This is a genomic window from Hyphococcus sp. (assembly GCF_041986965.1).
Classification (GTDB): domain Bacteria; phylum Pseudomonadota; class Alphaproteobacteria; order Caulobacterales; family Parvularculaceae; genus Hyphococcus.
Window position 1 is genome coordinate 1,612,399 of record NZ_JBHIXB010000001.1, and the last position, 23,733, is coordinate 1,636,131.

16 protein-coding genes are annotated in these 23,733 nt (G+C 57.3%); 5 read left to right on the plus strand and 11 right to left on the minus strand.

The window, feature by feature from the left end; translation table 11 throughout:
- Positions 1-48: 48 nt before the first annotated feature.
- Positions 49-918 (plus strand): universal stress protein, encoded by an 870-nt coding sequence (locus ACFC5L_RS08105; RefSeq protein ID WP_375204256.1) that lies wholly within the window; start codon positions 49-51, stop codon positions 916-918.
- On the opposite strand, the gene ppsA is transcribed toward ACFC5L_RS08105, so the two are convergent.
- Genes ppsA through ACFC5L_RS08125 form a run of 4 tightly spaced genes read right to left on the minus strand, consistent with a single transcriptional unit; the run spans position 905 to position 7,804 of the window.
- Positions 905-3,286, minus strand: a complete 2,382-nt coding sequence (ppsA, locus tag ACFC5L_RS08110) for a phosphoenolpyruvate synthase (protein ID WP_375204255.1) — start codon at positions 3,284-3,286, stop codon at positions 905-907. The genes ACFC5L_RS08105 and ppsA overlap by 14 nt on opposite strands.
- Positions 3,283-3,936: a phosphoribosyltransferase gene (locus tag ACFC5L_RS08115; RefSeq protein ID WP_375204254.1), complete on the minus strand. Its 654-nt coding sequence runs from the start codon at positions 3,934-3,936 to the stop codon at positions 3,283-3,285. The genes ppsA and ACFC5L_RS08115 overlap by 4 nt, the downstream gene beginning before the upstream one ends.
- Before the next feature lie 54 nt (positions 3,937-3,990).
- Positions 3,991-5,058 (minus strand): lysylphosphatidylglycerol synthase transmembrane domain-containing protein, encoded by a 1,068-nt coding sequence (locus ACFC5L_RS08120; RefSeq protein ID WP_375204253.1) that lies wholly within the window; start codon positions 5,056-5,058, stop codon positions 3,991-3,993.
- Positions 5,051-7,804: a cation-translocating P-type ATPase gene (locus ACFC5L_RS08125; protein ID WP_375204252.1), complete on the minus strand. Its 2,754-nt coding sequence runs from the start codon at positions 7,802-7,804 to the stop codon at positions 5,051-5,053. The genes ACFC5L_RS08120 and ACFC5L_RS08125 overlap by 8 nt, the downstream gene beginning before the upstream one ends.
- A gap of 82 nt (positions 7,805-7,886) precedes the next feature.
- Between ACFC5L_RS08125 and ACFC5L_RS08130 the strand changes: the two genes are divergently transcribed.
- Positions 7,887-8,342, plus strand: coding sequence for a host attachment protein (locus ACFC5L_RS08130; RefSeq protein WP_375204251.1), 456 nt, complete (start codon positions 7,887-7,889; stop codon positions 8,340-8,342).
- A gap of 8 nt (positions 8,343-8,350) precedes the next feature.
- On the opposite strand, the gene ACFC5L_RS08135 is transcribed toward ACFC5L_RS08130, so the two are convergent.
- The 5 genes from ACFC5L_RS08135 to ACFC5L_RS08155 all read right to left on the minus strand — a co-directional run bounded on the left by ACFC5L_RS08135 (position 8,351) and on the right by ACFC5L_RS08155 (position 14,675).
- Complete coding sequence (locus tag ACFC5L_RS08135; RefSeq protein ID WP_375204250.1) at positions 8,351-9,583, minus strand: efflux RND transporter periplasmic adaptor subunit; 1,233 nt, start codon at positions 9,581-9,583, stop codon at positions 8,351-8,353.
- 5 nt (positions 9,584-9,588) lie between these two features.
- Positions 9,589-11,964, minus strand: a complete 2,376-nt coding sequence (locus tag ACFC5L_RS08140; protein WP_375204249.1) for an ABC transporter permease — start codon at positions 11,962-11,964, stop codon at positions 9,589-9,591.
- A gap of 6 nt (positions 11,965-11,970) precedes the next feature.
- The gene (locus ACFC5L_RS08145; protein WP_375204248.1) at positions 11,971-12,705 is read right to left on the minus strand and encodes an ABC transporter ATP-binding protein; all 735 of its coding nucleotides are present in this window, start codon (positions 12,703-12,705) and stop codon (positions 11,971-11,973) included.
- Positions 12,706-13,063: 358 nt separating this feature from the next.
- Entirely contained in the window at positions 13,064-14,080 is a 1,017-nt protein-coding gene (locus ACFC5L_RS08150; protein WP_375204247.1) for a nucleotidyltransferase family protein, read from the minus strand.
- A 349-nt stretch (positions 14,081-14,429) separates the two neighbouring features.
- Positions 14,430-14,675 carry a helix-turn-helix domain-containing protein gene (locus tag ACFC5L_RS08155; protein WP_375204246.1) on the minus strand — a complete coding sequence of 82 codons (246 nt, stop codon included), beginning with the start codon at positions 14,673-14,675 and terminating at the stop codon, positions 14,430-14,432.
- 204 nt (positions 14,676-14,879) lie between these two features.
- Here ACFC5L_RS08155 and ACFC5L_RS08160 point away from each other — a divergent pair, with 204 nt between their 5' ends.
- The gene (locus ACFC5L_RS08160; protein ID WP_375204245.1) at positions 14,880-15,455 is read left to right on the plus strand and encodes a hypothetical protein; all 576 of its coding nucleotides are present in this window, start codon (positions 14,880-14,882) and stop codon (positions 15,453-15,455) included.
- A 127-nt stretch (positions 15,456-15,582) separates the two neighbouring features.
- On the opposite strand, the gene ACFC5L_RS08165 is transcribed toward ACFC5L_RS08160, so the two are convergent.
- Entirely contained in the window at positions 15,583-17,061 is a 1,479-nt protein-coding gene (locus tag ACFC5L_RS08165; RefSeq protein ID WP_375204244.1) for a DUF2779 domain-containing protein, read from the minus strand.
- Between the two features lie 131 nt (positions 17,062-17,192).
- Between ACFC5L_RS08165 and ACFC5L_RS08170 the strand changes: the two genes are divergently transcribed.
- Both ACFC5L_RS08170 and ACFC5L_RS08175 read left to right on the plus strand, forming a co-directional pair.
- A complete protein-coding gene (locus ACFC5L_RS08170) occupies positions 17,193-20,363 on the plus strand; it encodes a site-specific DNA-methyltransferase (RefSeq protein ID WP_375204243.1) in 3,171 nt (1,056 codons plus the stop codon).
- 6 nt (positions 20,364-20,369) lie between these two features.
- A complete protein-coding gene (locus ACFC5L_RS08175) occupies positions 20,370-23,144 on the plus strand; it encodes a BPTD_3080 family restriction endonuclease (RefSeq protein WP_375204242.1) in 2,775 nt (924 codons plus the stop codon).
- A 51-nt stretch (positions 23,145-23,195) separates the two neighbouring features.
- On the opposite strand, the gene ACFC5L_RS08180 is transcribed toward ACFC5L_RS08175, so the two are convergent.
- Positions 23,196-23,714, minus strand: coding sequence for an antirestriction protein ArdA (locus ACFC5L_RS08180; RefSeq protein WP_375204241.1), 519 nt, complete (start codon positions 23,712-23,714; stop codon positions 23,196-23,198).
- Positions 23,715-23,733 lie beyond the last annotated feature (19 nt).

Here is a 23,733-nt window from a genome sequence, read left to right on the forward strand (position 1 = left end):
AACGCCGCTGCGGCGTAGGGTAGCCTTCCTGTTTCAGGAGAAACGATCATGGCGCTAAAATCGATTTTCGTTCCGTTCTTTGAGGAAAAGTCGGCTGAAACCGCTTTTCGCGCGGCGGCGGCGCTCGCGAAGGAAAGCAAGGCGCATATCTCCGCTGTTCATGTCCGCAGTCGCCCGGTCCCTGCAACGACAGTTTATTTTCCTCTTGGCGGCGTCTCCACGGAATTTACGGAAAGCTTCCAACAGGCGGAAGAAAAACTCGCTGACGGGTTGAAGGCGCTTTTTGGCAAGCTGTGCACGGAGATTGGCGCTGGCGTCGTCAGTCTTGAAGAGCACAAGGACGATCATGGCGCGACGGCGTCCTGGTCTGAGGGAGAGGGGGATGTGCTGGTGGAGTACGCGCTAAAGGCGACGGCGCACGATCTCTCCGTTCTTGCGGCCGCCGGCGATGACGCCAATCCCATGGAAGAAAGCGTCGCTGAAAGTCTGTTGTTTCAGTCGGGCCGGCCCGTGCTGCTGACGCCGGCAAGCGGCCTTGCGGCGGCGCCGCAAAAGATTGTCGTGGCCTGGAACGGCAGTCAGGAGGCGGCGCGCGCCGTCGCGGCTTCGCTTTCGGTTTTGCAAGACGCCGAAACAGTGACCGTGATCTCCGTGCGCAAGGCCGATGATCCTTTCATCAATACCGACGAAATCACGGCCTATTTGCGCCTTCATGGCGTCGAGGCGGCGCGGCAGAAGGTCGAGGTTCAGGATAACGAAAACGCCACTGCGCGGCTTGATGAAGAAATCCGCCAGGAAAAGCCCGACCTGTTGGTGATGGGCGCTTATTCCCATAGCCGCTGGCGCGAGGCGGTGTTGGGCGGCTTTACCCGCCACATGATTCATGAAGCGAAAATGCCGGTCTTTATGATGCGCTAGCGGTTTTTTCCGCAGCGGCGACGGCTTCTTTCACTTTGAGGAAGCTGTCGGGGTTCACGGAAATCGAGCTTATTCCTTTTTCCACGAGGAACGCCGCGAATTCCGGATAGTCGCTTGGCGCCTGACCGCAGATGCCGACCGGGGTCTCTGTCTCCGCGGCTTTTTTGATAAGCTCCGAGATGAGTGTCGTGACGGCCGCGTTGCGCTCGTCGAAGAGCGGTTGCAGCATGGCGCTGTCCCGGTCAATCCCCAGCGTCAGTTGGGTCAGATCATTCGAACCGATGGAAAAACCGTCGAACCGGTCAGCGAACGCATTGGCGAGAATGACGTTCGACGGAATTTCCGCCATGACGTAAATTTCAAGGTCTTTTTCGCCGCGTTTGAGGCCGTTGCGCGCCATCTCCTCAAGCACTTGATCGGCTTCCTCCAAAGTGCGGCAGAAGGGAATCATCAGCTTGATATTGGAAAGCCCCAACGCCTCGCGCGCGCGGCGCATTGCCCTGCATTCAAGCGCGAAACCGTCCCGGTAATTTTCATGATAATAGCGGCTGGCGCCGCGCCAGCCGATCATCGGATTGTCTTCCTGCGGTTCAAACATCTTGCCGCCGATCAGACTCGCATATTCGTTGGTTTTAAAATCACTCAGCCGCACAATGACAGGCTTTGGGTAATGCGCAGCGGCAATCCGTGCGACGCCGCGTGACAGGAGATCGACGAAATACTCCGCCTTGTCTTCATAGGCGCTTGTGAGCGTTTCAATTTCGCGGCGCGCCGCCTCATCGTCGAGACTGTCAAAACGCGCCAGCGCCAGCGGATGGATCTTGATGATATCGCTGATAATGAATTCGATGCGCGCGAGCCCAACGCCGTCGCTTGGCAGCCGCCACCAGCGATAGGCGGTTGAGGGATTGGCCATATTGAGCATGATTTGGGTGCGCGTTTCCGGCATGGCCGTCAGGTCAAGATCCGCTGAATCGAAGTCGAGGAGGCCGTCATAGACATAACCGGTCTCGCCCTCGGCGCAGGAAACGGTGACGTCCTGTCCGTCATGAAGCAGACTGGTGGCGTTCGCGGCGCCGACAATCGCGGGAAGACCGAGCTCACGGCTGACAATGGCGGCGTGGCTGGTGCGGCCGCCATGATCGGTGACGATGGCGGCGGCTTTTTTCATGATCGGCGCCCAGTCGGGGTCAGTCGTTTGCGTGACCAGCACCGAGCCTTCTTCAAAATCGGCGATACGGTCCGCGCTTTCAATGCGGCAGACCTTGCCGCAGGCGATTGCGTCGCCAATCGCGGCGCCTTCAAGCAGCCGCGTTCCGCTCTGTTTCAGGCGATAGGTCTTGAGCGCGCCAGCGGCCTTGCGCGCCTGCACGGTCTCCGGGCGCGCCTGAACGATGAACAGCTCGCCCGTTTCCCCATCTTTCGCCCATTCCATATCCATGGGCTGGCCGTAATGGTCTTCGATCTTCACCGCCCAGCGCGCGAGCGTCAGGATTTCAGACTCGCTGAGGACAAACGCCTTGCGCTCTTGTGTCGATGTGTCCGTCAGGGCGACCGGACGGTCGCCGCTGTCGGCGTAAATCATTTTCTGTTCTTTGGCGCCGCATTTTTTGCGCAGGATGGGGGTCAGCTTTTCGTCGCTCAATAGCGGTTTGTAAATTTCATACTCATCAGGGTCGACCATGCCCTGAACAACAGTTTCGCCAAGGCCCCAGGCGCCGTTGATCAAGACGACATTGGGAAAGCCGCTATCGGTATCGATGGAAAACATGACGCCCGAAGATGCTTTATCCGACCGCACCATGCGCTGAACGCCGACGGACACGGCGATATCCATCTGGCCAAATCCCTGATTACGGCGGTAGCTGATGGCCCGGTCCGTATAGAGGGAAGCAAAACATTTGCGGCAGGCGTCGATCAGGGCGGCGTCGCCTTCTACGTTGAGATAAGTCTCAAGCTGTCCGGCGAAACTCGCTTCGGGAAGGTCTTCCGCCGTGGCGCTTGAGCGCGCCGCGACGCTGGGCGCCGGACCGCTTCCCGCAAGTTTTTTATAAGCATCGCGGATAGCATCAGCGATGTCGGCGGGCATGTCGCCGTCCAATATGAACGCGCGCACTTTTCGCCCAACATCGGCGAGCATGGTCGGATCTTGTTCATATCGCGCCAATTCGCGCGAGAGCTTTTCACCAAGCTCATTCGCTTCCAGGAATTTTCTGTAGGCCGCGGCAGTGACAGCGAAACCGCCCGGAACCTGAATTCCGGCGGCGGAAAGATTTCTGACAAGTTCGCCGAGGGACGCGTTCTTGCCGCCGACGCGCACGACATCATGTCTCGATATGTCGGAGAACCAGGCGATATAACCGGTCATGGCGCCGCCTGCGCCGCATATGTCCGCTCAAGCGTTGCGATGACATCTTCATCGGCGAGCTGTGGAAAGGATTCGTACCACGACCCTACGGACCAGAATGGATTCGGTTTTTGAAGCACGATGACGTCGTCGGCTTTGTGCCGGAGGGCTTGAACCGTATCATCCGGCGCGACGGGAACGGCGACGACAATGCGGCCCGCCTTCGCCTTGCGCATGGCGGCGACGGCCGCCTCCATGGTTGCGCCGGTGGCGAGACCGTCATCGGCGATGATGACGGTGCGTCCTTGCGGTGAGATTGCAGGGCGGTCTTTCATGTAAAGCTTTCGCCGGCGTTCAATTTCACGCAAGGCGGCGGCTTTTGAGTGTTCGATATAACTTTCCGGAACCGCGAGCTCGGCAATGACATCGTCGTGAAGGATCGTCGTGGGCGCGGCGCCGTCGACAAGAGCGCCCATGGCGAGTTCTTCATGCCCCGGCGCGCCAAGCTTGCGCACGAGGATCAGATCGAGTGGTGCATTCAGCCGGCGGGCGATTTCTTCCGCAATGGGCAGGCCGCCGCGCGGCAGGGCATAAACAACAGGATTTGCAGCGGCGAAACCCGAGAGTTTCTCCGCAAGCAATCTTCCAGCCTGCTGGCGGTCCTTGAACAAGGGAACGCTCCCTTTTTCTGCCTTTATTTCATATCTTAGTTGTAAACCCGCATTTCAAGATTGATCAGCATCAGTCCCTTTCACGGAAAGAGCAGCCGGGCGGTGCAAGAACTCACGCTGAATAATCAGGAATCCGGGCAGGAGCGGCAGCCACAGCGTCAGTCCTCGGTAAATCAGGGTGATGGTGAGCGCATCCTCGACTGAAGCGCCAAAAACGCTGAGGCTTGCGATCATGCCTGCTTCAAAAGTGCCGAGCCCCATGGGGACGGGGCCTATGGTGGCGGCGATAGAGGCGATGGCGACGGCGATAAAGCCGGTGGAAAAGCTGATGGGCGCGCCGATCGCCTCTGAAATCAGCATCAGCGTAAAGCCGTCGACCGCCCGCACGGCGATGAGGATGATTGTCATCCTCATAAAGAGCGAGGGCATCGTGCGAATGTCATGGATGGCGGCTCCGGCGAATTCCGCCGCCTTTGCCGTCAGCCGTCTTTTACGCACGAAAGCCGGCGCCGTTTCAGGTTTGTAAAGAACGACAAGGCCGGCAATGAGCGTCAGCAGCAAGAACAGGCCGGCAAAGGCGGAGACGCTGGCCGAAAGCGCGGGCGGGGCTTTTTCCGCCGTGGAAAGCGCGATCAGGCTGATGATCGCCGCAATGAGGAAAGCGAGGAAATAGGCGGATGTGGCAAAAACGAAGGTGCGAAACGCCGTCTTGTCCGGCACGCCGCGTCGCGTGAGCGCAAACAGGAAAAACGCGGCGCCCGATATGCCGCCGGACGGCAGCGCCTGATCCGCGAACAATTTTGCGAAGGACAAAGGAATGAGCGAGGCGAGTTTTGGCGCTGTCCCCATGCGTCTCAAAAACAGAAGCCATACATAGGCGGCGAGAATGTAGGGAAGGCTTTGGACAGCGACAGCGCCGGCAAGCGGGCCTGCCTTGGCGTTGGCGGCTTGCCGGGCGAAAGCGGTAATATCGCCGCTATGGGCGATGAAAAGAACCAGCGCGGCAAGAGCGGAGACGCCCGCAAGGATTGCGATCAGTCGCGGCGTGCGCCGCTGCTGTTGAGTTGGCGCAGGCTTGCCGCCGCCGCTTTCCAGATCGTTTTGGCTGCTGTCATCAGGCATGGACGGGACTTTCTCTCTGTCCGGTGTGGCGGCGTTGCGCCCGGGGGCGGGCGATAAAAAACTTATAAAGCTCGCCGACCAGCACAACGGTCGCTCCAAGCGTAAATACAACCGCCCACTCCCATAACGCTACAGGTTCGATCTCCAAAACATCGCTGATCACGGGCGTGTACATGGCCAGAATATGGATGAGCTGGGCCCCGGCGACGCCGAAGATCAGAATGGGGTTTGCGCTAAGCGGAACCTGAAAGGCAGAGCGGGTCTCAGACCGGCAATTGAAGGCGTGAAAATTGTGGAAGGAGACAAGAAACAACAGATTGAGATTTCGCGCGGTTTCGACGTCAAATCCGAGAATTTCATGAAGGTAATAGTACAGACCAAAGGAAATGATGCTGACATAAAGCCCAATGATGAGGCATTGCTCAATCATCTGCCGGTTGAAAATCGGCTCATTCGGTTTTCTCGGTTTTCGTTTCATGAGGTCGGGCTCCTTGCCTTCAAAGGCGAGGGCCACATCCTGAACGCCTTCCGTGACGAGATTCATCCAGAGGATTTGAACCGCCGTCAGCGGGATCGGCATGGAGAAAACGAGCGCCAGAACAAAGATCAGGACTTCAGTCACAGCGGTGGCGAGCAACAGCCAGACGATTTTCCGGATATTGTCATAAGCGGCGCGGCCTTCTTCAACGCCCGCGACGATGGAGGCGAAATTGTCGTCGGTGATGATCAGATCGGAGGCGGCGCGGGCGACATCGGTGCCGCCGGCGCCCATGGCGACGCCGACATTGGCGGCTTTCAGCGCCGGCGCATCGTTTACGCCGTCGCCGGTGACAGCGACGAAATGGCCCTCGGCTTGAAGCTCGCGAACGATGAGGTTCTTTTGCGCCGGTTCAACGCGCGCAAAAATTTGGGCGTTATTGATGCTGCTGCGTAAAGCATCGCCTGTGAGTTTGGAAAGTTCGGCGCCGGTCAACACGCAATCCGGCGCCCAGGACGGATCAAGCTGGCGGGCGATCGCGAGGGCGGTCTCGGGATGATCGCCTGTCACCATGCGCACATCGACGCCTGCTAAGCGCGCGGATGCGACGGCTTCCGGCGCTTCCTTGCGAAGGGGGTCGATGAGCCCTACGAAGCCGAGAAACTCCAAATCGCCGAGATGCTCGACGGAGAGCTCGGCGCCGTCCGAAGGCGCAGAGCCTTGCGCCACCGCGATCACGCGATAACCGGCGCTGGCGAGACGGTGCAGCGCCGCGTCAGCGATTTCCCGGTCAACGCCGGCGCACATTTTGAGAACAATTTCAGGCGCGCCTTTTGCGGAGATAAAACCATTCTCTGTTTCGATATCGAGGGATGCGGAATAGCCGTGCTGCGGTTCATAGGGCAGGGCCGAGTGACGGCGAAATGTATCCTGAAGGTCCTTTTTACGGGCGCCGAGTTTTTCCGCCAGCACGAGAAAGGCGATGTCCACCGAATCGCCGCGCGCTTCGACAACGCCGTCGGTTTCCCGGATGTCAGCCTCATTGGTGAGCGCCGCCGCGCGCGAAAGGCGAAGGACGCGGCTTCTTCCGCTTTCATCGCCGGGCGCCCCGGGCGCCGCGCACAGCTCGCCGGAGAGCTCCAGCCCTTCGCCGGTGACATCGAATTCCGCGCCGTCGGGCAGAATGATTTTCTTCGCCGTCAGGCGGTTGACAGTCAGCGTGCCGGTCTTGTCGGTTGCGATGAGGGTGCAGGAGCCAAGCGCTTCGACCGCGGGTAATCGACGGACGATGACATTACGTTTGCCCATGCGTGAGGAGGCAATGGCGAGCGTGACGGTGATGGCGGCGGGCAGGCCCTCCGGTATCGCCGATACGGCGAGGGCGACCGAAAGGAGAAGCACGTCTGAAAAGGATGCGCCCTGAACAAAAAACGCGACGCCCAGAAGCGCCGTGAGCATTACGATCAAGAGGCCGACCCGCGCAGAGAAGGCCTCCATGCGAATAAGAAGCGGCGGCCGCGCCCCGCGCGCGCCCAGCATGGTCGCAATGGCGCCGAGTTCCGTATCTTCTCCTGTCGCGCAGACAAGCCCTGCGCCGCGGCCGGCGACGACCATCGTGCCGGCGAGCGCCATATTGCGCCGGTCGCCCAGCATTGTTTCCGTTGCGAGCGCAATATCGCTTTGCTTTGCGACGGGCGCCGATTCTCCTGTGAGGAGGGATTCATCCATGCGCAAATCGTGCGCCGAGACAAGCCGCATATCTGCTGGCGCGACGGCGCCGGACTCGAGACAGATAATGTCGCCGGCGACAATATCTTCAATGTCGACAACTCGGCGCACGCCGTCGCGGATGATTGTCGGTTTGATGCGCAAGGTTTTCTTCAGGGAAGCGGCGCTTGCTTCCGCGCGCCACTCCTGTAGCGCGCCGATAAGCACGTTGATGGCGACAACCGCGCAAATAAAGATTCCATCGGCTGTCTCGCCAAGGATGAAGGCGGCGGCGGCCGCCGCGAACAGGATGAATATCAGCGGATTATTGAACTGGCGGAGAATGATTAGCAGTCGCGATGGGCGGCCGGTTTCCGGCAATTGGTTCGGACCGTCAGCCTCAAGGCGCCGCGCCGCTTCCGCTTCGGACAGTCCCTCGCTTTTTGCGTCGAGCTTTTCGAACGCTTCATGAGGGGAAAGGCTATGCCAGGGAGAGAGCGGTTTCAGGGGAAAGTTCCTTCGGCATGCGTAAACGTCGCACTGCGGACGGCCTTGTTGCAAGTCATACCGCGCCTATATCCTTAATGTCTATTCAGGATAGCCCGCCGGGCCGTTTCAATATGGCTGACGACAGGGAGGCTTTATGAAGCTGCCAAAACGCACAACATGGTTTTTAATCGCCGATAGCGCAAAGTCCCGCATCATTGAAAGTTCCGGGCCTCATGGCACATGGTCAAAGATAGAAGACGTCGCTGACGATGATGCGCGCAAACCTTCACGCGATCTTGGGCGTGATCGTCCGGCGCGCGGGCGCACGATCGGAACCGGCGCGCCTTTCGCCGTAGAGGGCGGCTCCGAGCATGACAAGGCAGGACAGGATTTTCTTGTCGATTGCGCGCAGGAAGTGGCGGAAGCAGACAGGAAAGGCCGGTTCGACCAACTCGTGGTGGCGGCCCCGCCAGCGGCCTTGGGCATTTTGCGAAAAAAACTGCCTGCGGAAACGACGGCGAAACTGATTGGCGTTTACGACAAGGATCTCACCAACGAGAATGAGCGCGACTTGCACGAGTATTTTCTCGGTAAGCTCGAACACTGGTAAGAACGAACTTATTCGAGTTCGCGCTGTTTGACCCGCGCGCCGTCTCTGACGCGATTGCCTGGATACAGGATAATGCTGTCGCCGTCTTCAAGGCCGCTGCGGACTTCTGTCATAATTCCGTTATTGCGGCCGGCGTCGATAATGTGCAAACGCGCGCGCCCTTTATCCACGGCGAATACCGCCCATTGATCGCCATGACGGAAAACGGCGCTTGAAGGGATCGCCAGCGCGTCCTCGGACTCCCAGATAACAATCCGCGCTTCAACACGAAAACCATGGCCGAGCTTTACGCGCGCATCCTCCGGTCCTGAGAATTGAATCACGGCGTTGACGCGTTGTTCCTCGACGCCGAGCGCGGAGTATTTCGTAAATCCCCAGGGTTCGATTTTTTCAACGCGGCCTTCAAGCGGATCATCGCCGCCCCATTTGTCGACAATGACGCGGTCGCCAGGCGACACTTTGACGGCATCTGTGGAGAGGAGCTCCGCCACGATTTCAAGATCGCCCAGGGGGTCGCCGATTTCAAGAATTGGCGTGCCAGCGGGAAGCACCGTCTCGCTTTCCTGAATAACGCGCAGAATCCGGCCGGATATGGGGGCGCGCAGCGGTATTGAGGTTTGCGGGTGCGGGTTTGTACCGGCCGCTTTTGCATCGGCTTCTGTCGGCGTCATCAACATGGCGCGGGCGTTGTCGAGATCGGCTTCACGCAAGGATACGGCGGCGCGCGCGGTGTCGAGTGCGGCGCTGGCGGCGCGTTCAGCGCGTTCGGCGCGGTCGAGCGCGGCTTCGGAAACCGTATCCGTCTCTCTTAATGTCCGGGTGCGGTTCAGTTCGGCGCGCGCATAGTCCGCATCGGCGGCGGCGCGGCGAACTTCCGCCTTGGCGAGCGTCAACGCGGCTTCGGCGGCTTCCACGGCGGCGCGCGCCTGTTCTTCGGTGCGCACATCAAGAACGCCGGGGCTTGCAGGGGTTAGGCGCACGATCACGGTTTCGCCTTCAATCACTTCATCGCCCGGTTCGACATCGACGCGCAAAAGCCTGCCCGCGACCGGCGCTGATACGATATAGGCGTCGCGGACTCGCGTTTTGGCTTCTTCGTCGATCGTCACCATCATCGGTATGCGCGCAGCCTCACCGAGGTCGACAGCCATCGGGCGCGGCCAAAAGGCGTAGAGCATGAACAGGCCGACCAGCCCAAGGGCGGCGGCGATGACCGTGCTGCGTGATTTCAATCCCTTCATCTTACTCAGTCCCGGGTTTTGAGCGCGCTCGCCAAATCAATTTTTGAAACGTCGCTCTGTACAAACGCCCCGGCGACTGCGGTCGCCAGGAAAATGATAATCGCTGCATAGCCAAGCCCATCTTCCCTGTAGATAATAGGGATTTGGTAAAGTTCCGTTGACAGGGCGGTCGCCATATAAGACCAGAGCAGAAAGCCGAGCGCCGAGCCGATAGGCAGGGCGATGATGGCGAGCGCAGCCAGTTCCCCCAGCAGAACATAGCCCGTCTCGATCTTGGTGAAGCCAAGCACACGCAGACTCGCGAGATCGCGCTGGCGCTCGATATAGGCGATGCGTGCGCCGTTATAGACAACGCCTGCGGCGATCACGATCGAGAAGACGGTCATGATGTAGCGGAAGACGCCAGGACCTTCGTCAATCATCTTGGCGAAATTTTCATAGGCCTCCCGCCGCAGGCTGACGCCGGCGACCATGGGGATCGCCTTGATCTGATCATAGACCTCCGCGCGCATTCGGGGGTCGATTTTCAAGTAAGCGCCAGAAACATGGTTCGGTTCTTTCAGCCGGCGGTTGAGCGCTTCCATATCCATATAGGCGGGTGTGCCGATCAAGGCTTCCACGAGCCCAACCACAGGAATGCCGAGCGTCGGGCGACGCCCTTCGCGCACTTCAACGGTCAAGGTCTGGCCGACGGAGATGTTCAGGATTTCCGCAAGCTGTTCGGAAAGAACGATGCCGTCGCCTGAAATGTCTACGTCATTGAGGTTGGAGTCGACGGCGCGGTTCAGCACCGGATTATCGGGCAGCCCCGTAATGCCGCCGAGATAGTCCTTTCGGTCATTCTTGAACATGACGGCTGTTGACCGGAACGGCTCCACCAAGGTGACGCCGTCAATGCGTGCAATTTCAAGAATGGTCTTGTCGGACATGGGTTCGACGAAAGTGACAAGAACATCGCTGCGGTCGATTACATTGAAACTGACATCGAGCATGTAATCGGTCGCGTTGATGTTGAAGCGCATCATTACGGAAAGGCCCATAGCCGCGCCGATGCCGAACGCGGTCAGCAATGCGCGCGTTGGATTTCTGGCAAGGCGGCGCAGGATCATCCGGCTCGGCTGGTCCATGAAGCGGCTGACGGCTTGTTGCCACCCGTTTCCGCTTGCAAATTTCGGCGGCGCTGGCGGGCGCATGGCGACGGCCGGCGTCAGGTCGATGGCGGAGCGGACGGCGAAAAATGCGCCGGCGGCGGCGGCGAAGGCGCTGATCGCCAGAGCGAAGCCGAGCGTGGAGAAATCAGCGATGAATACGAGGAACGGGAAATTAAAATAGAGCCGGTAGATCTCTCCGATCATACGTCCAAGCCATACGCCGCCGCCCCAACCGACCAGCGCGCCGCCGATCGCAATCGCCAGCACGAATTTGAGATAGTGGATGGCGACATCCGCGTTTGAATACCCAAACGCCTTGATAAGGCCGATCTGTTCACGCTCGGTCTGCACTAGCCGGGTGATAACGATATTTAATAGAAAGATGGAAACAGCGAGAAAGATTGGCGGCATGACACGGCCCATCGTGTCGAGCTGCGCCAGTTCTTCCACAAGATACTTGTTGGATATCTGATCGGCGCGAGAATATGCGCCGGTGGCGCCATAGGGCGCGAGGATGCGGTTTAGCTCATCAATTAGAAATTGTTCACTGGCGCCGCGAGAAAGAGTCAGGATGGCTTCATTGAACGCGCCGTCAAGGTCGTAGGCGGCTTCCATGGCTTCCTTGCTGGCCCACAAAGCTGCAAAGCGTCCTGGATCGACCACGAATTCGCCTGGCGGCAGGGCGTAAATGAATTCCGGCGACAAAGCGAGGCCGGCGATGATAAACTCATGCTGAACGCCGTTCATGGTGACGGGGAGGGTATCCCCCGGCTCAAGCTCATGGGCGTCGGCGAAAGATTTGAGCAGCAAGATTTCGTCCGTACGCGTTGGCGAGATCATCCGCCCCGATGATAAATGAACGCCGTTGATCGGCGCCGCTGCTTCCGGATCATAAGACAGAACCCGCGCGCTGATCGGCGCCGACACGCCGGGCAGGGTGACAAGCCCGCCGCCGCTGATGCGTCCCTCGACGTCATTGACGCCGTGCAGCGCGCGCAACTCCTCAAGGATATGATCAGGCGCTCGCTTCGCCGGCGCGAACATGTCTGCGAAACGATAGCGCTCATAATAGGCGCGCATGGTTTCATCGAGCGAGATCATCATGCCGTGGGACATGACGAACAGGGAAATCCCGGCGGCGATGACAAAGATGATCGCCGCCGCCTGTCCCTTGATGCGCCAGAGATCACGGAGAAGCTTGCGGTCAAGAATACTGGTAAGCGAGAGCATGAAACGTCACCAGCTGATTTCAGCGGGAGAGACCTTGTGGTCGTTCTTGACGACCTCGCGGATCTGTCCGTCGGCAAAGTGGATGACGCGGTCGGCCATGGCGGCGGTCGCCGCCGCATGCGTGATGATCAGCGTCGTTGTCCCGAGCCTTGTGTTGAGCTCCTGCAAGGCTTTCAGGACGCCGACGCCGGTTGTGCTGTCGAGGGCGCCGGTGGGTTCATCGCAAAACAAGACGGTCGGGTTTTTGGCGATGGCGCGGGCGATAGCAACGCGCTGTTGCTCGCCGCCTGAAAGTTCGGAAGGAAAATGCGTGGCGCGATTTTTAAGGCCCACGAGATCGAGCGCCTCCAGCGCCGGCATCGGCGCGGCGGCGATTTCTGCAACGAGGTCCACATTTTCAAGCGCGGTGAGGCTCGGCATGAGATTGTAGAACTGAAAAACAAACCCCACATGGCGGCGCCGATAAGCAGTCAGCTGGCGATCATTCATGGCGGTGAGTTCGTCGCCTTTGAACCAGGCGCGCCCGCTCGAGGCCCGGTCGATCCCGCCGAGAATATTCAAAAGGGTCGACTTCCCGCTGCCTGAAGGACCTAGCAGGACCACAAGCTCCCCGGTGGGAATTTCGAGGTCGACGCCGCGCAGGGCGTGAACCGCCGCCGGCCCTTCGCCATAGACCTTTGACAGGTCCGTTGTCACGAAGGCGTGCTTGTCTGCGCCTCCGGGCGGTGTTGCTTGATGCATATCCTTGCCAAAACGGGCGTCGGTCGGAATTGCCCGAAACTCCTCAATCCACAGGATATGAGTGTGTTAGATGGAAATTGTCCGGTCAAATATGAGCGACATCAACCGGTTGCCGCGGGCAAGGGCCATCAAGGCGGAATCTGCGAAATATTTCAATGATTTTGGTGCCAGGAGAGGAATCAGCCGTCCCGAGTCTGATTTTACTATCAAAATGCTGCGAGAGGTTGTTCATCCGTGTACCAAGCATCATACCAACACTTCATTACGCTTGGGTAATTCAGTTCCCAAACATGATCTATTCTGTATCACGTTTGCGCATGTTTGTCAGCATTAGGACGAAATAATTTTCGATGCATATTCAAATCGCGTTTTTGATAAGTTCGCGTATGTCAGGCGCGCGCTTCAATGAGTCTTCGATGGCTTTCCGCCATGCTTCTCCCTGCTGCAAAGCTTCTTCGTAAACGCTCGTAAGTTCTTGGGGGCGCATTTCGGCGAGTGCTGTAATCAGGGCTCGCGCTTGCTCGATATCCTTTTCCGTCTTGGCTTTGCCGGGGCCGCGGCGACGCGCAGCGACAATCAGCTTATGGATTGCAAAGCGTTCGGGGCGCGGAATCTGCACAAGGACGCCTTCTCGATAGAGCGCTACCGCCGATATTGGATCGCGGATTAGAAAATTCAGAAAATGCAGGCCTTGCGCCCACACGCCCAACGCTTCGAGCTTCTGCGGTCCTTCCCGTTCGTCGAACGATGGCGCCAGAAAATCGACAACGAAATCGCTGTCAGCCATGCGCCACCGTGTCGGTTTCTTTGCATCAAGCGAACCGATGGGGCTCATGCCGAGAGAATGCAGGACTTCAGGAAGTTGCGGCTCGGCGTGGTCATCGACGGCCAGGGACAGTTTTTCAAATGAGGCCACGTCGATATCGGCGGTGATGGCAGTTGCGCCCGATGAAATCCGCGCCCCAAGCTCCAAGTCATAGAGCCGGAATGCATGCGTGCCGACAAGGACGCCCCCGAGCCGGAATGCGCCGGCCTGCGCTATGGCGCGCAAAACCTTGCCGGTGGTCATGTCGAGCGCGGGAAGACGCGCAGATCTCAAGGCCGCTGCCTTTTCGGACGCATTCGCCCGGAATGCGCGCGCGTCGTTTCGCGCCGCATTCCAGCGCTCGATGCGCGCCCGCGTATCCTCGTTGTCAGGACCGACGAAATGTTGGTGGTGCGCCCCGCCAGGCGCCCGCACCGTCACATACCAGAATGACTTTCCGCCGCTTTTCCTGATATGCGGGGAGCCGGTCATTTCTTCAGGCGCGCGGTCGAGATGGGCCTGAAGAAGGTCCTGATAGAGCGTCTGCAAAGTCAGTGGGATCGGTGTCATAGCCGCTCAATATACCACAAAAGATAATTTGTGGTATAGTCTTGAACCAGAAACAGCCTTTCAGCAAGCGGTCCGGAGAGCCTTATTTAAGGTAGGCGCGCGAACCTTTAATAAGAAAATTCGCTATTAAAGGCTCCAACTACCCCTCCTAATTTCTGGCAGGTTTTGCCTGGCGGACGGCCGGCCCGCCGCCATTCTCGGGGGATACGAATGTCCACGGTCCATGGACAGTGGACGATAGGCCGTTCCCGGTTTACCGGCAGAATTCTGTTTTGCCGGTAAATTGCGATGACGCGAAGCAAGACACGGTGTCTTGCGAATAGACGGCCGTCCGAAATTGAGGCTTCGGCTAATCACCGCTTTTCACAGGTTTTTCCAGCCGCACACCCGGACCGCCACCATTCTCGTCGATGAAAACGACGCCATTGGCCTCAAACAACATCCGCAAAAGCTGAGCGGTGCTGTCTCGCAGTTCGCTGCTTCTGTGTTCAAAATTCCGGACAGTCTGATTGCTGATCTTGGCGTTCGCCGCCAGCTCCTGCTGGGTCCAATCCAGCAAGCCACGAGCCGCCCGACACTGTTCTGGGGTAATCATCCCGGAACAATGGGCAGAGGATATCAAAAAACGCAACTAAATATAAAAAAGCGCTTGTCGCAAGATATAAAAAATAGTATTAGAATATAAATTATCGTTACTTTTGGCAAGTCGTGGAGGGTCACCCATGCGCCTAACGATTCGCAAAATCTCGAATCTTCCTTCGAAATATCTCGCATTCCGCGAGACGGGAGAGAAAGCCCAATGACAACTCGTCGAACAATTCTCCAAGGCGCCGCCTCGCTGATCGCCCCGGCCGATTTCGATCTAAACAATCCCTTTGACGTGACGGCGGCAGAGTCGCCATTCGGCATACTAATCAGCGAATACCGTCACATGGTCGCCCAACTCGAAAGTATTATGGCCGAACGAAACCGTGTCGAAGCAGACGCGTCAGCCCGGTACAAAACTTTCAACGATTGCCCTGAACTTGCAGCGGTCGAGGATAATGAGCGCGCCTGGTTTGCCGCTGAGAAGAAACTCATCCAGTTCGGAGCGCGAACGCGGGCCGGCACCTTCGAAGAGATTGCGCAGAAGCTCATTCTCTGGCGCCTCACCGATCATGACGCTCGGAGCTTCGACAATCCTTTCGACATGCTCGCATTCGCCGCCTATCGCGACTTACTTTTACTGACGGGGCGCACTTCGCTGACTCCTAAGGCCGACGAAAAATGCCTTGCGACCATCTGGAATGATAGCGCGTTTCACTATGATGATGACGAAGAGGACTACTACGACGACGATGACGATGAAGATCTCGAGGAAGAGGATGGCGAATAATCGCGGTGCGGAACTTTCGAGTGCCTCTGCGTTTCTGCAGGGCATTGCCACAAATTTTCTTATCGGAATTCAGATCCGCGGTATTACCCGTCAAGCGGGAATTTTGTAATCAAGACATTGATATTGGCTATTCGGATAGAGCCAACAACAGCTTCACCATAGCTAGTGTATCGCGCTTGCAATACTCTTTGAGCGCACTGCCGATTGCAGATTTTTTCTGCGGCGGGGTGCTGGGATCAATTGCCTGAACATAAGCTGATTGAGCGTTTGTTCCATCCTTCACTTCAAGATCAGCATAGTCGAGTTCCGGACAAACGGTCGGAAGCACTGCCTTGATCGACCAGCTCCCGCGCTGATCTCGATGATAATAGTGCTCGCGCACCACTGGAAGCAGGTCAACGACGCGCTCGTGAATGCCCATCAGGCTTTCGCGCAGATCGTCATATATGAGCGCGAGGCCCTTGATGCACTGCTTCTCAAAACCGGCGAAATAGGCGACGATGGAGCCTTCCTCCACATCCGGCGCGCAGAGAATTTCAACTAGCGCCTCAGCGCAAGCGCGTCGTGGATCGTTCCCTGACAGGTCAAGAAATTCATGGTGTGATAGCGCACCATCCTCTTGAAGAATGTGATTTGAGAATTGAAATGGTGTTTGAGCGTAGGATTTCCCGCCTAGCCAGATAGGCGCGGCGAATTGGATGGTCTCGAAGTCAAGAAAATGAAGTGGATAGCGCCATTCTGCGATCTTCTTTCGTATTGCCTCTCGCTCGTGATGGGCAATACCCGAAACGGTGGCTTGGTGGATGCGGTGCAATTTTGGATCGTCGAAGTAGCCGATAGGAACCTGCAAAAGGTCCTCAATTCCTAGGTCGGCAAGTGCGGCAGCGGCTTTCTTACCGGCGGCGGCAGGTAACAGGGTCGTCGGCCAATCGGGTGGGCTTGGATGCAACGAAGAGCAGTAATCCTGAAACGGACAATCGTACGGCGAAGTGCAGTGATCGCCCACATCAACATCCGGTTCATCAGCATCTAAAATGTGCTGCGCGGTAGAGATATCCTGCGGTCGCCCGTCAACGATTACGTCAAAGTTCTCTGTATCATTTTGTTCGGAGAAGAGACCGTCATACTCATCGATGGCCCTGAGAATGAATGAGCTATCGATATGCCATACGCTTGCTTTGCCTATGTTTAATCCAGCCCCTTTCGCTACATAGAGCTGGGTGGCGAGGTCGCGCACATAATGATCCTTGAGGCTCGCCGCACTTTTGACTTCAACAAGATACCACGAGCCGCCCGGCAACGGCGTTAGTATATCGACACGGATGTAGGTATTGTCATGAAGGAAAGCCGCCTCAAAGATCGGAGCAGGCGGCGTCGCTGCCAGAAGTTTTTGCGTGAATGCAAGGGCTTCTTCCTGACCGAGATGCGAGTCGACAAGGGTTCCACCAGGCCGAAGCGTTCGTGCTATAACGCCGATGCGCTCTCCTTCGGCCTTCCGGAGCTCTGCTTGAGGGCTTTCCTGGGTTGGCGCGCCTTTATGCGCCTCAAGCCATAGGCGCTTCGGACATTGATCAAAGGCAGCTATGAGAGACTTTGTGAGGCGCATGGCGGATATTTACAGCTTTACTTAGAAAATACTGTAGTTTCAAATCTATCCTGACCGGTGATTCTCGGCTGTCCCCCGTTGATGACTCACGGTAACTATCTGAAGTTTTGAAAGAAAATGGCGCGTATTTGATGGCGGACCGACTTGCTGACCTAATTCTAGCTCTCACCCCTGAGGATGGGGCTTCCATCGGCAACGGAGCTCTTCTCGCGTTGCTGCGCGAACGCTTACCCAATGTGAGCGACGCGGATTACGAGGCCGCACGAGATAGGCTCGTTGATGAGGGCGTTTTGGCAAAGGGTAAGGGCCGCGGCGGGTCGATTTATCGGTCGGACATAACGGACCTCGAATTGACGACGCAGGAGATTGAGCCGGCTAAGCCTGCAAAGAGAAAATCAACGAAAAAGAAGAAGGCAACAAAGAAATCCGGCGAGCCTGTTCAGGTGTCAGCTTATCGCCATGGCGACATGCGGGTGAACAACCCAGAAGTTGGGATGGTTCATGCGGATACGGACCCAGATAGCGCGAAGACAACATGGGCCTATGATCCGCATCTGGACCCGGCGCTCAACTTCGATAGTGCGCGGGCCGGTATTGAAAAGCTGATAGATGATGCGCTGGAAAGCGGCGACGCGGACCGAATGCGTGATGCGCTGGCGGAGCTGAAGCGGCTGCAGGCGCCCTATCTCAACTGGACCGGCAAGGCGGAAAAGACCAGCTTCGAGATCGATACTGTCTCGCTCCACGTTCATGAACGCGTGGACCCGTCGACCATCCTGTCAAACGCGGCGAAGCGACTAAAGGGAAAAGACGCGAAGGCGCAATGGCAACAGGCGGATTTGTTCGCTGCGCCGTTTGAAAACCTCCCTCTGCGGCAGGCGCTCGATTTCTACAAACATGAAAAGGGCTGGTCGAACCGGTTGGTGACGGGCGATTCGCTTCTCGTCATGAACTCTTTAGTCACCAAGGAGAGCATGGGCGGCAAGGTTCAGATGATTTATATCGATCCGCCTTACGGGATCAAATATGGATCAAACTTTCAGCCCTTCACGAACAAGCGGGACGTTAAGGATCGCTCGGACGACGACCTCACCCAGGAACCCGAAATGATCAAGGCGTTCCGGGACACGTGGGAATTGGGTATCCACTCCTACCTCACTTATCTGCGCGACCGGCTAATGCTTGCGCGGGAACTGCTGAGCGAGAGCGGGTCGGTGTTCGTCCAGATTGGCGATGAAAACTTCCACACTGTTCGGAACATTCTTGATGATGTGTTTGGGCCGACCAATTTCGCGGCTCAAATTGCTTTTAAAGCCACGGACCCACTTGGCCAGAAGGGACTTGCGAAAGTCTATGATCATATCCTTTGGTACGGCAAATCTTTGCCCGATTTGAAATTCAGGCAAATTTACCGGGATCGAGACGTCAGCGACGACAAGGAATATCGTTTCATAGATCCGATCAAAGATGTGGAAACCCCCATAAATCGAAAGAGCAAGGAATTCCTCGCCCGAGTCTATCGTCGCCGGAATGCAACTTCGTCCGGTTTCACCCCCTCGTGCACGTTCGATCTACCTTTTTTAGGCATGAAATTTCCGCCGTCCGGCAACAAGAGTTGGTCAAGCAATTTTGAGGGAATGGCTCGCGTAATTAAAGCCGACAGACTATTTCAGCTCGGCAAAGACCCTTATTACAAACAATATCAACGCGACTTCCCTCTGTCGCAATATGACAATTGCTGGACTGATAAGCCAGCCGCCCAGGGGAAGAGCTATGTTGTCGAAACGGCAGCAAAGTTTGTCGAGCGCTGTATGCTCATGACCACCGATCCTGGCGACCTCGTGCTTGATCCCACCTGCGGATCCGGCACCACCGCCTTCGTCGCAGAAAAATGGGGACGTCGCTGGATCACTTGCGACACATCTCGCGTCGCCATCACGCTGGCGAAGCAGCGGCTGATGACCGCCGGTTTCGACTACTATGCCCTGCGTTACCCACATGAGGGGTTGAAGGGCGGCTTCGATTACGAAACCGTGCCTCATATTATGTTGAGCAGCATCGCGAATAACCCGGACATCGACACCATCTATGAAATGCATCATCCGAAGATCGAAGCGGCGCTCGGCGCGCTGAACAAGGCGTTGATCGCCAATCCGCCCGGCCCGCTGACGCCCTTGCAAGGCGTGCGCAAGGGCAAGGCTGTCAATTTCGCCCAGGGCGAGTCCCTGCACGAGTGGGAGGTTCCGTTCGACTGGCCTGATGACTGGCCCGATTTGGCGCGGAAAGCATTCGATGATTTCCACGGGGCCCGACAGGCGATGCAGAAGGAGATGGACTCCTCCATCGCCGATCACTCCGAACAAGAAACGCTCTACGACAAGCCGACCATTGATAAGAACCGTCTACGGATCACCGGGCCTTTCTCGGTGGAGGCGGTGCCGGCGCCGACCGTGTTGTCGCTTGATGAAAACTTCACGCCGGCGGAAGCGGACGACAGCGTCGCGCGCTCAGGCGAGACCTCGCGCCAGTCGCTTTGGCGCGATGAACTCCTGAAGACAGGCGTGCGCGGAAAGGACGGCGCCATGCTGAAATTCGCTGAATTCGAGACGCTGCCGGGGACGCGCTATCTCCACGCGTCGGGCGCGCTGGCCGACACTGGCGAGCGCGTCGTCGTCAGTTTCGGCCCAGAGCACGCTGCGCTGGAACAGCGGCAGGTCGAGGAGGCGCTGAATGAAGCCTATACGCTGATGCCGAAGCCGAAATTCATTCTATTCTGCGCCTTCACCTTCGATCCGGAGGCGGCGAAAGACATTGATGAGTTGAACGTGCCGGGCGTCACCTTTCTCAAAGTTCAGATGAACACCGATCTCCTAACAGAGGACCTCAAGAAGAAGCGGGCGTCGAACGAAAGCTTCTGGCTAATGGGACAGCCGGACGTCGAGGTGCGCAAGCGCAAAGACGACCACTGGGAAGTCGAGGTTCATGGATTTGATTATTTCAATCCGAAGACCGGTGAGATCGAGAGCGGCGGCACGAAACAGATCGCCATGTGGTCGCTCGATACCGATTACGATCAGCGCTCGCTGATGCCGCATCAGGTGTTCTTTCCAATGGCGGACGCCAAGGGCGGATGGAACCGCCTGAAGAAGACGATCCGCGCGGAACTCGACGAGGACCTGCTTGACCAGTTTCATGGGACCATTTCTCTGCCATTCGAGGCGGGTGACAACAAACGCGTGGCGGTGAAAATCGTCGATGATCGCGGGATCGAGTCCCTCAAGATCGTTTCCCTGGAAGACTGAGTCCTCGTGTCCCTGATCATCAATTCCCCATATGTGCGACCGGAACAGCACTGGACCGAAGCCCGGGGTGGCAAGCTTGAAGTCACTCAGGTGCGCCGTCCGGCAAGCTATGACATATTCGACGCGCAAAATAATACTAAACGCACGGAAAATCTTGGTCTCGTCAACACGATCCGCGAGCGCGTCGATCAATGGCGCGCCGATGGTTATCCTGGTGTTACAATTGTTACGCGCAAACTTCTTGGGCACTGGCATGATCATGAGGCTCGTCAATACCCGTTTTATTTCTGTCAACTTGAAGCTATCGAGACGCTGATCTGGTGGGTTGAGGGCGCAGAAGCTTACAAACAGGGCATTTACATACCAGGGGATGGCGGCGCGTGGCAGCGGCTCTGCAACAAGATGGCGACCGGGGCTGGCAAAACCGCGGTGATGGCGATGATCATCACCTGGCAGGTGCTGAATGCACTGACCTACCCGAAACGCAACAAGGATTTCAGCAAGGCGGTCTTCATCGTCGCGCCCGGGCTGACGGTGAAAGGTCGGCTTCAGGTGTTGCTGCCGACAGAAGGTAGCTATTACGACGAATTCAACATGTGCCCTTCGGAGGCGCTGCGATCAAAGCTCAATCAGGCCGACGTGCTGATCGAGAACTGGCACACGCTGATGCCGCCGAAGGAGGTTGCGCGCTCCGTCGTCAAGAAAGGAAAGGAGTCCGATGAAGCCTTTACGCGGCGGGTTCTTGGCAAACTTGCTGCGCATAAGGACATTATTGTCATCAATGATGAGGCGCACCATGCCTATCGCAAGCCGCCGGAACTCAAGATTAGCAAGAAGCAGGCGGCGGAACAGGGCATCGACCTTGATGAGGCGACGCGCTGGATCGAGGGCCTTGACCGCATACACAAGTGCCGGCGCATACAGCGCTGCTTTGACCTCTCCGCGACGCCTTTCGCCCCGACGGGCAAGAAGAGCACCGACACTGCGCTGTTCGACTGGATCATCTCGGATTTCGGTTTGAACGACGCCATCGAGTCCGGTCTCGTCAAGACGCCACGCATTGTCGTGCGCGATGATGCGTTGCCTGACGCGAAAACGCTCAAGTCAAAGCTCTATCATATTTACCGCGATCCGTCGGTTTCGGAGGACTTGAACCGGTCCGGCGCCGAACAGCATGAGCCGCTGCCGAAGCTCGTGCAGGACGCCTACACGCTGCTTGGCGCGGACTGGCGCGAAGCGAAGCGCGACTGGGAGGCGGCAGGACATCACTCACCTCCGGTCATGCTGACGGTCTGTAATAGGACAGAGACGGCGGCGCGGGTCGAGCACTATTTCAATCAGGGCGATTCGCACTGGCCTGAACTGCAATCGCCGGACCGCACATTGCGAGTTGACTCCAAAGTGCTCGACAAGGCGGAAATCGGCGAAGCCGCCACCTCCGACAAGGACTACGAAGAGAGACTTCAGGATATTATCCGCGCAGCTGACATTCCCGAAACGCGCAAGGAAGTACTTCTAGCATTGAAGAAGGAAGAGCTGCTCCGCGAGATCGTGGACAATGTAGGCAAACGCGGAGCGGCAGGCCAAGATTTGCAGAACGTCATCTCGGTGGCGATGTTGTCCGAAGGCTGGGACGCCAAGAATGTCACGCACATCATGGGGCTTCGCGCCTTTACGTCACAGTTGCTTTGTGAACAGGTCGTGGGTCGCGGCCTTCGGCGCGTATCATACGATACCGACGACAACGGACTTTTCCTTCCCGAATATGTCAATGTCTTTGGCGTACCGCTTTCGATCTCCGAAGCAGGGGACAGCGGTGACCCGCCACCTCCTCCAAAGCCGACAACGCAGATCGAAGTGGTGCCCGAACGTGCAAGCCTCGAGATTAAATGGCCGAATGTTCTCCGCATCGAAACAATCGTCACGCCAAAGCTGACTGTTGACTGGGACAAGGTAGAGCCGCTCACGCTCGATCCTGCGTCTACGCCTATCACAGCGGAACTGGCGCCGGCGCTTGGCGGCGCCACTGACATGAGCAAGGTTTCGGCGATTGATCTTGAAAAACTCCCAGATGGATTCCGACTTCAGCGTCTTGTCTTTCAGGCGACGCGCAAGGGCTTTGCGGAACTGAGGCACAATTTCAGGGGCACGGAAGATTATCTGGCGTCGCAACTAGTACGAATCGTCGAGACCTTTCTAAATTCGGATCGGCTGGATATTCCCTCGCTATTCCATTCCGACCCGTTGCGCAGGCGCATTCTGATTGCGCTGAACATCGATCTCGTGGTGCAGCATTTGATGCGGTATGTGAACGAACAGAATACCCAGCAATTGACGCCAATTTTCGATGAAGACTGGCCGATCGGTGCGACTGGCCACATGCGGACGTGGTATACCGCGAAACCATGCTTTCCAGCGGTCAAATCTCATATCAGTCATCTTGTGGGCGACTCCGCGTGGGAAGGGCATGCCGCCAACGTTTTTGAACAGAGCGGCAAAGTTGCCTCCTATGCTAAGAACGATCATCTGGGATTCCAGATTCAGTACATGTGGGGCGGATCGCGGCGACGTTACCTTCCCGACTTTCTGGTGAAATTCGAAAGCGGGAAAATCCTCGCACTCGAGATCAAGGGAAAAGACAGTCCCCAAAACAAGGCGAAACGCGACGCTCTCGATCAATGGGTGAAGGCCATCAACGGTTGTGGCGGGTTTGGAGTATGGTGCTGGGACGTCGCTTTCAATCCCGGGGAGATACGGGACATACTAGCCCGGCAGGGGTAGGGCGTCTCTCGCCCGAGGTGCAATTGTATACCGAGGGGGCAAGATTAGACGTTATCGCCGCCAGAATATGTGAAACTCTTCGAATCCCGCTTCCACGGCGAGCACGTCGTTAATTTCAAGATCGCGCCCCATGCGCTCATAGTCGATATAGTATTGCAAGGCTTGAGGGATTTCCGTCGTCTCCTCGGTCAGCTCCTGCGCGAAGTCGGCGCGCGATGAATACTCGCCCCTGTAATCTTCCATCATCGCAGTTCGCGCGTCTTCAAGGTCGCCGAAATATTCCAGCAGCTTCCCGCCAAGCTTCCCGTGTTCGCCGATAAACTCTGCAATCTCGGCCACGCTGTCGATGCTCTGATATTCTTCAATCCGCGCGCCTTCGAATCCCTCATAGTCATGGATTGCAAACTCTTCGGCGCCCGCAATAGGCGACGCTTTAAGCATCCCTCCAATCTCTTTAAGGATGGCGTCCGCGTCCTGAAGCGCGTCGATCCAGCGCCCGTGAAGGATTCCATTGTTGTACGCCGCAAGGCAGGCGACATAGATTCTGATTTCGATTTCCGGCTTGCTCATGAAGTTCTCCCGTAGAAAG

What these genes read in the sequence shown, in the direction of transcription:
- ACFC5L_RS08105 (WP_375204256.1), top strand. Translation starts at nt 49, where the DNA reads ATGGCGCTAAAATCGATTTTCGTTCCGTTCTTTGAGGAAAAGTCGGCT.
- ACFC5L_RS08170 (WP_375204243.1), top strand. Translation starts at nt 17,193, where the DNA reads ATGGCGGACCGACTTGCTGACCTAATTCTAGCTCTCACCCCTGAGGAT.
- ppsA (WP_375204255.1), bottom strand. Translation starts at nt 3,286, where the DNA reads ATGACCGGTTATATCGCCTGGTTCTCCGACATATCGAGACATGATGTC.
- ACFC5L_RS08180 (WP_375204241.1), bottom strand. Translation starts at nt 23,714, where the DNA reads ATGAGCAAGCCGGAAATCGAAATCAGAATCTATGTCGCCTGCCTTGCG.
- ACFC5L_RS08145 (WP_375204248.1), bottom strand. Translation starts at nt 12,705, where the DNA reads ATGCATCAAGCAACACCGCCCGGAGGCGCAGACAAGCACGCCTTCGTG.
- ACFC5L_RS08160 (WP_375204245.1), top strand. Translation starts at nt 14,880, where the DNA reads ATGACAACTCGTCGAACAATTCTCCAAGGCGCCGCCTCGCTGATCGCC.
- ACFC5L_RS08135 (WP_375204250.1), bottom strand. Translation starts at nt 9,583, where the DNA reads ATGAAGGGATTGAAATCACGCAGCACGGTCATCGCCGCCGCCCTTGGG.
- ACFC5L_RS08120 (WP_375204253.1), bottom strand. Translation starts at nt 5,058, where the DNA reads ATGCCTGATGACAGCAGCCAAAACGATCTGGAAAGCGGCGGCGGCAAG.
- ACFC5L_RS08140 (WP_375204249.1), bottom strand. Translation starts at nt 11,964, where the DNA reads ATGCTCTCGCTTACCAGTATTCTTGACCGCAAGCTTCTCCGTGATCTC.
- ACFC5L_RS08150 (WP_375204247.1), bottom strand. Translation starts at nt 14,080, where the DNA reads ATGACACCGATCCCACTGACTTTGCAGACGCTCTATCAGGACCTTCTT.
- ACFC5L_RS08155 (WP_375204246.1), bottom strand. Translation starts at nt 14,675, where the DNA reads ATGATTACCCCAGAACAGTGTCGGGCGGCTCGTGGCTTGCTGGATTGG.
- ACFC5L_RS08165 (WP_375204244.1), bottom strand. Translation starts at nt 17,061, where the DNA reads ATGCGCCTCACAAAGTCTCTCATAGCTGCCTTTGATCAATGTCCGAAG.
- ACFC5L_RS08130 (WP_375204251.1), top strand. Translation starts at nt 7,887, where the DNA reads ATGAAGCTGCCAAAACGCACAACATGGTTTTTAATCGCCGATAGCGCA.